Here is an 11,205-nt window from a genome sequence, read left to right on the forward strand (position 1 = left end):
ATTGCACGCCATTTATTTCATTTCATTAACGAGTATGAACCGCAGTGCAAAAAGCGCTGGTTCGTTATTGCAAATCATTCCCGTTGTCTCTAACATCGCCGCTCGCTGTACAAGCCAGCCGTGCGCGCACGGCAAGCCAGTCAGTTCCCTTTGTCATCACAAACCGAACCCGTACATGGCTTTCCGACTCTTTTCGCGCCGCGCCTCTGCTGCGGCCAACCCTGCTGGCGGCATCGCGCTGCGCACCCTGTTGCAATGGCACTGGATCAGTTCGGCTGTCTGTCTGGGCGGCATGCTGCTGTTTGCCATTACCGGCTTCACGCTGAACCACGCCAGCCAGATCGAAGCCAAGCCTGCCATTCATAACCAGCAATTCCCGCTGCCCAAGGCGCAGGCCGAGCGTCTGCAACTGCTGGCCGAAGCCGAGGCGCCGCCGCCGGTATTGCCGCAGGAAACCCGCACCTGGCTGGCTGGCCTGTGCCGCTGCCAGGTGGACGAGGCGGTGCCGGAGTGGTCTGCCGACGAGGTTTACCTGCCGATGCCGCGCCCCGGTGGCGACGCCTGGCTGCGCGTCAGCCTGGCCGACCAGGTAGTGGAATACGAAGTCACCGACCGCGGCTGGCTGGCCTATTTCAACGACCTGCACAAAGGCCGCCACACCGGCGACGCCTGGCGCTGGTTCATCGACGCCATTGCCATTGGCAGCGTGGTGTTCTGCGTTACCGGTTTGCTGATCCTGCAAAAGCACGCCGGCAACCGTCCGTCTACCTGGCCGCTGTTCGGCCTGGGCCTGTTGCTGCCTGTCCTGATTGCCTTACTGACCATCCATTAAGCCGACATGAACCCGACTTCCGCTTCCCCCCGTCGCCGCAGCGGCAAGCGCATTGCGCTGGCCGGCGGTATTGTTGCCGCCTTGGCGGCTGCCGGCTGGTATGGCTGGCAGCACTACCACGCCCAGGACGATGCGCTGTCCCGTTACCTGATCGCCACCGTACAGCCGGGCGACATCGAAGACCTGGTCACCGCCACCGGTAGCCTGCAACCCAGCGACTACGTTGACGTCGGCGCCCAGGTGTCCGGGCAGCTGGAAAAGATCTACGCCGAAGTCGGCTCGGTAGTGAAGAAGGGCGACCTGCTGGCCGAGATCGACTCCACCGTCTACCGTGCCACGGTTGACGCCCGCCGGGCGGCGCTGAAAAACCTGCAGGCAACGCTGGTGGCCCGCGAGTCCGACCTGCAGCTGGCCGAGCAGCAACTGCAGCGCCAGCAGAACCTGGCCCGTGACAGCGCCACCAGCGACGACAGCCTGCAGCAGGCGCAAGCCAGCCTGCGTAGCGCCCGCGCCCAGGTGGCGTCGGTGCAGGCGCAGATCGAGCAGGCCGAGTCCACGTTGCGTGTTGACGAAACCAGCCTCAAGTATTCGCAGATCCTGGCGCCGATGGACGGCGTGGTGGTGTCGATCTCGCTGAAGCAGGGCCAGACCATCAACGCCAGCCAGTCGTCGCCCACGCTGCTGCGCATTGCCGACCTGTCCACCATGACGGTGCAGACCCAGGTGTCCGAGGCCGACGTTACCCGCCTGCGCCCCGGCATGCCGGTTTACTTCACCACGCTGGGCAGCCGCAACCGCCGTTACCAGGGCGAGCTGCGCAAGGTAGAGCCCACCCCCACGGTGAACAACAACGTAGTGCTGTACAACGCGCTGTTCGACGTGAAGAACCAGCAGCGCAACCTGCTGCCGCAGATGACGGCGCAGGTGTTCTTTGTGGCAGCCGAAGCGCACGATACGCTGGTAGTGCCGGCCGGCGCGGTGAAACTGGCGCGCATGGCACCGGGCAGCCGTCGCGGCCAACAGGAAGCGTCCGGCCCGGCCGGCGAGCTGCCGCGTGGCGACGCCAGTGCCGGCCACGGCCAGTCGCCGCAGGCTGGCGCCACGGGGCCGGGCAAAGAGGGCAAGGACGGCAAAGCGGCGGCTGCGGCCAACCAGCAAGAAACCAAGCGCCAGGCGCCGCCGGCCAATGCTGCGATGGGCGCAGGCAGAATGCCGCCACCACCCGCCGGCGAACGCCCGGCCGGCTTTGGCGGCGCGCCGCTGTCCGACGCCGAGCGCGAAGCGCGGCGCAAACAGTTTGAAAGCATGATGCCGGAGCAGCGTGAAGCGTGGCGTGCCCGTCGCGCCGAGCAGCGCCAGGCGCAGGGCGAGGGCGACATGCCGCCGGCCGGCGCACGTGGCGGCGCCACGCAGCAAGCCGCTGCGGCCAACCCGGGAAAAACGGACAAAGCCGGCAAGGCGGCGGCCAACCCTGCTGCCGACACTGCCCGCGTCAAGCCACGCGCGTTGCCGGTGTGGAGCGGCGTCGGCAGTGGCGGCCGCCAGCAGCGCGTGCGCGAAGGCACCGTGCGCGTGGTGTTGCCGGACAACAGCATCGTGGAGCGCAAGGTAACGGTGGGCATTACCGACCGTGTCAGCTACCAGGTGCTGGGCGGCCTGAAGCCGGGTGAGCGCGTGATCGTGGGCGAGAAGGCGCAAGACAAGGAGGCGGCACGCAAGAGCAGCAACCGTAACGCCGAGATGGGCCCGCCGCCGGGGATGGGCGCACCGGGCATGGGGGCCGGTCGATGAGCCAGCAGCCAGCCGTACCGCTGATCCAGCTGTCGGCGGTCACCAAATCCTACCGCCAGGGCGAGCTGGAAAGTACCGTGCTGCACGGCATCGACCTCGCCATCCACGAAGGGGAGTTTGTCGCCATCGTCGGCGCGTCGGGTTCCGGCAAGTCCACGCTGATGAACATCCTGGGCTGCCTGGACCGCCCCGGCAGCGGCCGCTACTTGTTTCGCGGCCAGGACGTCAGCGGCCTTAACCGTGACGAACTGGCGCGCTTGCGGCGCGAAGAGTTCGGCTTTGTGTTCCAGAGCTACCACCTGATCGCCGCCGGCACGGCGGTGGAAAACGTGGAGATGCCGGCCATGTACGCCGGCGTGCCGCACGCCGAGCGCCGCGCCCGCGCCGTGCAGCTGCTGCGCGAGCTGGGGCTGGAAGAGCGCTTGTACCACCGCCCCAGCCAGCTGTCCGGCGGCCAGCAGCAGCGGGTGTCGATTGCGCGCGCGCTGATGAACGGCGGCCGCATCATCCTGGCCGACGAACCCACCGGCGCGCTGGACAGCAAGAGCGGCGCCGACGTGATGCGCTTGCTGAAAGACCTGTCGCAGCGCGGCCATACCGTGATCCTGATCACCCACGCCGCCGAGGTGGCCGCCCACGCCAGCCGCGTCATCGAAATCCGCGACGGCCATATCCTCAGCGATAGCGGCCGTCACGGCGAGCTGGCGGCCAACTACCAGCCGCCGCTGGTGCACCGCGCCTTCAGCACGCTGGCCGATCTGGCCGAAACCGTGCGCCTGGCGCTGCGCTCGCTGCGCGGCAACCTGTTCCGCGCCGTGCTGACGCTGCTGGGCATCGTCATCGGCGTGGGCTCGGTGATCGCCATGATGGCCATCGGCGACGGCGCCAAGCAGCGCGTGGTGGACAATATCAGCGCCATGGGCAGCAACTTGCTGCTGGTGCGCCCCGGCGGCAGCAACCAGCGCGGTTTCAGCCCGTCCACGCTGGTGCTGGAAGACGTGGCCGCCATCAACAAGCAGGTAGACAACGTGCTGGCAGCGGTGCCGGAGCAACAAACCAGCGTCACGCTGCGTGCCGGTGAAAACGACGTCAGCACCACGCTGATCGCCACCTCGGCCAGCTACCCGCTGGCGCGCAACTGGCCGCTGTCCAGCGGTACCTTCTTTACCGAAGAAGACGACGACAGCTACGCCGGCGTGGCGGTGCTGGGCAAGACCGCGGCGGAAAACCTGTTCCCCGGCAACCCCAGCCCGCTGGGCGAGTTCGTGATGGCCAATAACGTGATGCTGCAGGTGGTGGGCATCATGAGCCGCAAGGGCGCCTCGCCCAGCGGCACCGACCAGGACGACGTGATCATCGTGCCGTACGCCACCAACAACCTGCGCATCTCGGGCGCGCGCAGCCTGCGCAACGTCAACGTGGCGGTGAAGGATGTGGCACGTATCGATGAAACCCAGGCCGCCGTGGAGCAGCTGCTGGCCGAGCGCCACGGCAAGGTGGATTTCCAGATCCGCAACATGGCGTCCATCATCGCCACCACCGAGGAAACGCAAAACACCATGACGCTGCTGCTGGGCGCCATTGCGGCCATCTCGCTGCTGGTGGGCGGCATCGGCGTGATGAACATCATGCTGGTGTCGGTGACCGAGCGTACCCGCGAAATCGGCATCCGCATGGCTACCGGCGCCCGCGAGCGCAATATCCTGCAGCAGTTTTTGATCGAGGCGCTGGTGGTGTCGGCCATTGGCGGCGCCATCGGTGTGGTGGCCGGCCTGGGCACGGCCTGGCTGATCGCTGCGTTCGATACCCCGGTCAAGATCACCGTCATGCCCATTGTGCTGGCCTTTGGCTGCGCGTTTTCCACCGGCCTGCTGTTCGGCTACCTGCCGGCGCGCAAGGCTGCCCAGATGGACCCGGTGGCGGCACTGGCGTCGGATTAGGAGTCAAGCATCATGCGTTATCAAGCTTTTACCCTGTCGCTGCTGGCGGCCACGCTGGCCGGTTGCGCACAGACCACGCCGCCGCAAGACACTGCGCTGGCACTGCCCGACGCCTGGCAGACGCCGGCGGGCGCCCGTGGCAACGCCAGCGTGCTGGATGACCGCTGGTGGCAGCTGTTCGGCTCGGCCGAGCTGAACCGGCTGGTAGAGCAGGCGCTGCAAGGGAGCCCGGACCTGGCGCAGGCCGTCGCCCGCGTGCAGCAGGCGCAAGCCAGCGCCGACAGCGCGGCGGCCAGCCTGTTTCCGTCGGTCAGCCTGAGCGGCAGCAGCAGCCAGCGTGAAACCGAAACGGCCGCTGGCGCCCGCAGTAGCAGCAAGAGCAGCAGCCTGTCGGCCGGCCTTAGCTACGAAGTGGACCTGTGGGGCAAGGTGGCCGCCAGCCAGCGCGCGGCGGCGGCCAACCTGCAGGGCAGCCGCTACGACCTGGCCACCGCACGCCAGACTCTGGTGGTGGCGGTGGTCAACGCCTACTGCCAGCTGCAGGCGGTGCGCGAGCGGCTGGCGCTGGCGCAGGCCAATCTGCGCGACAGCCGCCAGTTGCTGGACATCAGCGAAGCGCGTTTGCGCCACGGCGCCGCCACCGAGCTGGACGTCAGCCAGGTACGCAGCAGTTGGCTCACGCAGCAGGCCACGGTGCTGAGCCTGCAAAACCAGCAGCAGCCGCTGTTGAACACGCTGGCCATTCTGGCCGGCCAGCTGCCGCAGGGCTTCAGTGTGGCCAGCGAGCCGTTGCTGGAGCTGAGGGTGCCGGACGTGCCGGCCGGCCTGCCGTCCGAGGTGTTGCGCCGCCGGCCCGATATCGCAAAAGCAGAAAGCGAGCTGGAAGCTGCGGCGGCCAACCTGGACGCCGCCCGCGCCGCGCTGTACCCCAGCCTGCAGCTGTCCGGTAGCGCCGGGCTGGCCTCTAGCGCCTTGCTGTCACTGTCCGGCGCGACGCAAACCCTGAGCCTGGGCGCCAGCCTGGCGCAAACGCTGTTTGACGGCGGCAAGCTGCGCGCGCAAGTGGCCAGCAGCCAGGTCGCCCGCCAGCAATTGCTGTACGGCTACCGCAAGAGCACGCTGACCGCGCTGGGCGAGGTGGAAGACGCGCTGAACGCGGTGGCGCTGGCGCGACAACAGGAGCGCCTGCAACAGCAAAGCAGCCGCGAGGCCGAACGTACGCTACAGCTGACGCGCATTCGCCAGCAGCAGGGCCTGGTCGATATGGCGACCTTGCTGGCGGCGCAGAAGAGCCACGCCAGCAGCCGCGACAGCCTGCTGCAGCAGCGGCTGGCACGCCAGCAAGCGGTGGTGACGCTGATCAAGGCGCTGGGCGGCGGCTGGCAGCCCGAGGCGTAGCTTGACCAGAGCGGCCACGCCGTATCGGCGTGGCGGCAGCAATAAGCAGTGATTGCATGCTTTTTGCATGAATGGTGTCGTGTTTTTATATATGATAATAGTTCTCAAATGGATTATTATTACGAAAATGAACGCACCGCATCTGTTCCCGCTGGCCTTGTTGCTCAGCCTGCCGGCCATGGCCGAAGTCAACCTGGTGTACCACGTCGATCTGCAGCTACAGGTTGGCCGCAGTACGCAAGACATGACGCGCGACATCCTGCTGGAAGACGACAGCGACGTGGCACGCAACCGCGTCCGCCAGCTGGAGTACCGGCCCGAAACGCAAACCGTCACCGTGCTGGAGGCCTACACCGTGCTGCCCGACGGCCGCCGCGTGCCGGTACCGGCCAGCGCGATGACTGACCAGCCGTACAGCAAGGGGCAAGACAACCCTTACACGCAAAGCATGCGCAGCCTGGACATTGCCTTTCCGCAGGCGGCCAAGGGGGCGCGCGTGGTGTACCGCTTCCGTACCGATAGCCAGCGCTTACCGCTACAGGCAGCGCAGGGCGACTTCTACCCGGCCAGCGTCAAGAACCTGCGTTCGGTGCGCTTCAGCCTTGGCGCGCCGGCCAGCTCGGGCCTGAAGGTGGCGGCCAATGCCGACATCCGCGAGCAGGCGCCGGCCGATGGCCGCGTGCAATGGCAAGCGCAGTGGCAGTTAAACGGCGACGGCGCGCAGCCGGTGCCGCACTTTGCCTACTCGGCCTACCGCGATTGGTCGGCCTTGGGTCAGGCCTACGCACAGCTGTGGCCGCTGCCGCAGCCGTCTGTTGCCGTCAAGGACAAGGCCGCGCAGCTGGTAGCCACCAGCGATGGCGAGCGTCTGAAAGAGATGCAGGCGCTGTACCGCTGGGTGGCCGAGCTGCCGGCCCCGTATCTGGCCTACAGCAGCCATGCGCTGCAGCCGCGTGCTGCCGAGCAGGTGCTGGCGCAGGGCTACGGCAATAGCCGCGACAAGGTGGCGCTGCTGCAGGCGCTGTTGGCCGCACGCGGTATCGACAGCTACCCGCAGCTGGCCCGGCGCCATCGCAGCGCGCTGCCACTGCTGCCCACCAGCCTGGCGTTTGATTACGTACTGCTGCACGTGCCGGCGCAGGGCAGCATGCGGGCGCAGTGGCTGGACCCGGCCGAGCGTGTCAGCGCAACGGCGTTAACCATGCTGCCTGTTGTGCCAGACGTCACGCCGCTGCCGTTTGGCAGTTTCAGCCAGGCACTGATGGGCAGCCCGCAGTTGCCGCTGCGGGCACCGTACGACCCGCGGCCGCTGTAAACCGATTTTGCATTGCAGCCTGGCTGCACTTTATCCACCCCCCTCCTAGCGAGTTTGAGCATGAAATACCGTTACCCCGTGGCGCTGGCGCTGGCGTCTGCTGCCGCACCAGGCATGGCGGCCAACCTGGCCGTGAAAGTAGAACTGCCGCAGCTGAACGTGGCCGAGTACCACCGCCCCTACCTGGCCATGTGGCTGGAAACCGCCGACCAGCAGTTCGCCGGCAACCTGTCGGTATGGTACGACCTGAAAAAGAAAGACAACGCCGGCACCAAGTGGCTGAACGACATGCGCCAGTGGTGGCGCAAGAGCGGCCGCGAGCTGACCCTGCCGGTAGACGGCGTGTCCAGCGCCACCCGTGCGCCGGGCGAGCACACGCTGGTGTTTGCCGACAACAAGACCGTGGTAGGCAAGCTGGCACCGGGTGCCTACCAGGTAGTGGTGGAAGTGGCGCGTGAAGCCGGTGGCCGCGAGCTGGTACGCGTGCCGCTGCAATGGCCGCCGAAGGGCGAGCAGCAGACCAGCGCCCAGGGTAAGGGCGAGCTGGGCAAGATCACCGTCATCGCCAGATAAGCGGGAGCGCACACCATGAACAAGAAACTGCTTGCCCTGGCCGCCATGGCCCTGGTCTCGCTGTCTGCCCAGGCCCACCGTGGCTGGCTGCTGCCGTCTGCTGGCGCCATCGAAGGCGACAAGCCGTGGGTAACCGTGGACGCCGCCGTGTCCGAAGCGCTGTTCGATTTCGAGCACCAGCCGCTGAAGCTGGATGGCCTCACCATCACCGGCCCGGACGGTGCTGCCGTCAACCCGCAAAACATTACCAGCAGCCGCTTCCGCAACAGCTTCGACATCGAGCTGAAGCAGCCGGGCAGCTACCGTGTTTCGCTGGTGAGCGAAGGCGCGATGGCCAGCTACAAACTGGGCAACGAAGTGAAGCGCGTGCGCGGTACACCGGCCACCATCGACCAGCAGATTCCGGCCGGGGCCACCGAGGTGAGCAAGTCGCTCAGCGTCAGCCGTATCGAAACCTTCGTGACCGCCGGTAAACCCACTGCCGGCGTGCAACAGCCAGTTGGCAAGGGGCTGGAGCTGCAAGCCGTCAGCCACCCGAACGAGCTGTTTGCCGGTGACAAAAGCACCTTCCGCCTGCTGATGGACGGCAAGCCGGTAGCCGGCATTCCGGTGAGCGTGGTACGTGGCGGCGTGCGTCACACCGGCCTGCTGGACGAGCAGGTGTACACCACCGACGCCAAGGGCGAGATCAAGGTGAGCTGGAAGCAGGGCGGCATGTACTGGGTGAATGCTAGTTGGCCCAAGCGCGAGGCTGCACCGCAAGGCGGCCAGCCGCCAGTAGCAGGCAAGCCGGGTCAGTCGGCACCGGCAGGCCAGCCGCCGGCGATGCCGCCGTTCCGCGCCAGCTACACCGCCACGCTGGAAGTGCTGCCATAAGCACGCCGGGCGGGTCGCATGACTCGCCTGTTTTGACACGGCAGGCCGCTGGCCTGCCGCTTGACGTTGAAAGACTGCACAAAAGCATGACTGCCATCCTCATTCCCCGCCATATCGACCCGGCCTGTCCGCCGGCCAGCGCCAGCGTAGTGCGCTTTGCCGGCCACGCCATGGGCACCAGCTGGCAGGTGCTGGTGGCGATCGATGGCGAGATCCCCGATTTTCTGGCCGCCGGCCTGCAGCAGCAGCTGGACGGCGTGGTGGCCGAGATGAGCCACTGGGAAGCCGGCTCCGACCTGGGCCGCTTCAACCGTGCGCCGGCGGGCAACTGGCAGCCGCTGCCCGGCGCTTTTTTTGGCGTACTGCAGTACGCGTTGCAGGTGGCGGCTGCCAGCGACGGCGCCTACAACCCGGCCGCCGGTGCGCTGGTGAACCGCTGGGGCTTTGGCCCGGCACCGCGCTACGACGCCCCCGGCTTTGTACCGCCGTCGGCGGATGAGGCCCGCGCCTTGCTGGCGCAGTGCCGCTGGCAGGCGCTGCAGCTGGATGTGGCCACCCGCAGCGCGCTGCAGCCGGGTGGCGTACAGCTGGACCTGTCGTCGGTAGCCAAAGGCTTCAGTGTCGATCTGCTGGCGCGCTATCTGCGCCTGTACGGTTACCGCCACTTTCTGGTGGAAGTGGGCGGCGAGCTGCGCGGCGAGGGCATGAAGCCGGACGGCCAGCCGTGGTGGGTGGCGCTGGCGCTGCCGGACGACAGCCAAGGCGCAGGGTGGGCCGCGCCGCGGCTGGCGCTGCATGGCCTGTCGGTGGCTACCTCCGGCGACTACCTGAAAGTGTTCTGGCACAACGGGGAGCGCTGCGCGCACACGCTGGACCCGCGCAGCGGCCAGCCAGTGCGCGGCGTGGCCTCGGTGACGGTGATCCACCCCGAGTGCATGGCCGCCGACGCCTGGTCTACCGCGCTGACGGTGCTGGGCCCGCACGCCGGCATGGCGCTGGCCGAGCAGCAAGGGTTGGCCGCGGCCTTCCTGCTGCGCGACGGCGAGCAGCTACAGGCGCGCTACAGCCGCGCCTTTCTGGACATGATGGAAGAGCAATGATGGAACAAGAACGCCTGATCTGGGCGGCCGGCCTGGGGCTGGCCTATGCCGGTGTGTGTGTGGCCGCGTGGCGGCAGTGGCGTCGCAGCCGGCGCGCCGCCAGCGTGGCCGCGCCGTGGCTGGTGGCCTACGCCAGCCAGAGCGGTCAGGCCGAGGCGGTGGCGCAGCAGTCGGCCGCCGCCTTGCAGGCCGCGGGCCTGGCCGTGCAGTGCCTGCCGCTGGCGCAGCTGGACGTAGCCGCCTTGCAGCAGGCCAGCCGCTTGCTGCTGGTGGCCAGTACCGCGGGTGAGGGCGAGCCGCCCGATATGGCGCGCCGTTTTGCGGCCAACCTGGCCATGCCGGCGGCCTTGCCTGGCCTGCAGTACGCTGTGCTGGCGCTGGGCGATCGCCGCTATGCGCAGTTCTGTGCCTTTGGCCGCGCGCTGGACGCCTGGCTGGCCGATAGCGGTGCCCGGCCGCTCTATCCTTGCTTGGCAGTGGACGCGTTGGACGAAGTGGCACTGGCGACATGGCGGCAGCAGCTGGCCGAGCTGGCGGGCCTGCCGGACGGTGACATCGCTATCGATATGGCGCCGGCGGCACAGCCGTTTGCGCGCTGGCAGCTGCAGGAGCGGCGCTGCCTCAACGAGGGCAGCTGTGGTGCCGCCACCTATCATCTGGCGTTGCGGCCGGCCGACGGCGGCGCGCTGCCGCAGTGGCAGTCTGGTGACTTGGTGGAGGTGCAGGTGCCGGCCGACCCGGCGCGGCCGCGCGAGTACTCGATTGCGTCGATTCCGGCTGACGGCAGCCTGCAACTGCTGGTGCGGGTACGCGCCGACGAGCAGGGGCGGATTGGCCTCGCCTCGCAGCACCTTACCCGCGACTTGGCGCTGGGCGAGGTGCTGAATGTGCGCATTCGCCCGCACCGCCGCTTCCGCCTGGCCGATAACGCCACGCGCCCGCTGATCCTGATCGGCAACGGCACCGGCTTGGCCGGCCTGCGCAGCCACCTGCGCGCGCGCCAGCAGTTGGCCGCCGCGCAGCCGGGCTGGTTGCTGTTTGGCGAGCGCCAGGCCGCGCACGATTTCTATTACCGTCACGAGTTGCAGGCTTTGCAGCAGCAGGGCGTGTTGCAGCACGTGGATACCGCGTTTTCGCGCGATCAGGCGCAGCGCCGTTACGTGCAGCACGTACTGGCCGAGCAGGCGGAGCGCTTGCAACAGTGGGTGGCAGACGGCGCGGCCATTTACGTTTGCGGCAGCCTGGCCGGCATGGCCAGTGGCGTGGATGCGGTATTGCGCGAGGTGCTGGGCGAGGCAACGCTGGACGCGTTGGCCGCAGAAGGGCGCTACTGCCGCGACGTGTACTGAGCCCGCAGCCCGTCAACGGCATGCCCCCGTT

9 protein-coding genes are annotated in these 11,205 nt (G+C 67.8%); all 9 read left to right on the forward strand.

Translation table 11 applies throughout. The features are described 5' to 3' along the window. Positions 1 to 175: 175 nt before the first annotated feature. The 9 genes from FLQ03_RS07270 (at position 176) to FLQ03_RS07310 (ending at position 11,174) form a co-directional block, all read left to right on the forward strand. The gene (locus FLQ03_RS07270; protein WP_144371325.1) at positions 176 to 832 is read left to right on the forward strand and encodes a PepSY-associated TM helix domain-containing protein; all 657 of its coding nucleotides are present in this window, start codon (positions 176 to 178) and stop codon (positions 830 to 832) included. 6 nt (positions 833 to 838) lie between these two features. Continuing rightward, positions 839 to 2,623: an efflux RND transporter periplasmic adaptor subunit gene (locus FLQ03_RS07275; protein ID WP_144371326.1), complete on the forward strand. Its 1,785-nt coding sequence runs from the start codon at positions 839 to 841 to the stop codon at positions 2,621 to 2,623. Then, complete coding sequence (locus FLQ03_RS07280) at positions 2,620 to 4,563, forward strand: MacB family efflux pump subunit (protein ID WP_144371327.1); 1,944 nt, start codon at positions 2,620 to 2,622, stop codon at positions 4,561 to 4,563. Before FLQ03_RS07275 ends, FLQ03_RS07280 begins: the two co-directional genes overlap by 4 nt. Positions 4,564 to 4,575: 12 nt before the next feature. Continuing rightward, complete coding sequence (locus FLQ03_RS07285; RefSeq protein ID WP_144371328.1) at positions 4,576 to 5,961, forward strand: efflux transporter outer membrane subunit; 1,386 nt, start codon at positions 4,576 to 4,578, stop codon at positions 5,959 to 5,961. Positions 5,962 to 6,088: 127 nt separating this feature from the next. Then, complete coding sequence (locus tag FLQ03_RS07290) at positions 6,089 to 7,276, forward strand: DUF3857 domain-containing protein (RefSeq protein WP_170252341.1); 1,188 nt, start codon at positions 6,089 to 6,091, stop codon at positions 7,274 to 7,276. A 60-nt stretch (positions 7,277 to 7,336) separates the two neighbouring features. Continuing rightward, positions 7,337 to 7,849 (forward strand): DUF2271 domain-containing protein, encoded by a 513-nt coding sequence (locus FLQ03_RS07295; protein WP_144371330.1) that lies wholly within the window; start codon positions 7,337 to 7,339, stop codon positions 7,847 to 7,849. Positions 7,850 to 7,864: 15 nt separating this feature from the next. Continuing rightward, complete coding sequence (locus FLQ03_RS07300; protein WP_144371331.1) at positions 7,865 to 8,725, forward strand: DUF4198 domain-containing protein; 861 nt, start codon at positions 7,865 to 7,867, stop codon at positions 8,723 to 8,725. Between the two features lie 86 nt (positions 8,726 to 8,811). Then, a complete protein-coding gene (locus FLQ03_RS07305) occupies positions 8,812 to 9,825 on the forward strand; it encodes an FAD:protein FMN transferase (protein ID WP_144371332.1) in 1,014 nt (337 codons plus the stop codon). Beyond that, positions 9,822 to 11,174, forward strand: a complete 1,353-nt coding sequence (locus tag FLQ03_RS07310) for a sulfite reductase subunit alpha (RefSeq protein WP_144371333.1) — start codon at positions 9,822 to 9,824, stop codon at positions 11,172 to 11,174. Before FLQ03_RS07305 ends, FLQ03_RS07310 begins: the two co-directional genes overlap by 4 nt. Positions 11,175 to 11,205 lie beyond the last annotated feature (31 nt).

Origin of the sequence: Vogesella urethralis (genome assembly GCF_007644045.2) — a bacterium.
Classification (GTDB): Bacteria; Pseudomonadota; Gammaproteobacteria; order Burkholderiales; family Chromobacteriaceae; genus Vogesella; species Vogesella urethralis.

Bases quoted from the DNA above. Each gene is read 5' to 3' on its own strand.
- FLQ03_RS07270 (WP_144371325.1), top strand. From the start codon at position 176: ATGGCTTTCCGACTCTTTTCGCGCCGCGCCTCTGCTGCGGCCAACCCT.
- FLQ03_RS07275 (WP_144371326.1), top strand. From the start codon at position 839: ATGAACCCGACTTCCGCTTCCCCCCGTCGCCGCAGCGGCAAGCGCATT.
- FLQ03_RS07280 (WP_144371327.1), top strand. From the start codon at position 2,620: ATGAGCCAGCAGCCAGCCGTACCGCTGATCCAGCTGTCGGCGGTCACC.
- FLQ03_RS07285 (WP_144371328.1), top strand. From the start codon at position 4,576: ATGCGTTATCAAGCTTTTACCCTGTCGCTGCTGGCGGCCACGCTGGCC.
- FLQ03_RS07290 (WP_170252341.1), top strand. From the start codon at position 6,089: ATGAACGCACCGCATCTGTTCCCGCTGGCCTTGTTGCTCAGCCTGCCG.
- FLQ03_RS07295 (WP_144371330.1), top strand. From the start codon at position 7,337: ATGAAATACCGTTACCCCGTGGCGCTGGCGCTGGCGTCTGCTGCCGCA.
- FLQ03_RS07300 (WP_144371331.1), top strand. From the start codon at position 7,865: ATGAACAAGAAACTGCTTGCCCTGGCCGCCATGGCCCTGGTCTCGCTG.
- FLQ03_RS07305 (WP_144371332.1), top strand. From the start codon at position 8,812: ATGACTGCCATCCTCATTCCCCGCCATATCGACCCGGCCTGTCCGCCG.
- FLQ03_RS07310 (WP_144371333.1), top strand. From the start codon at position 9,822: ATGATGGAACAAGAACGCCTGATCTGGGCGGCCGGCCTGGGGCTGGCC.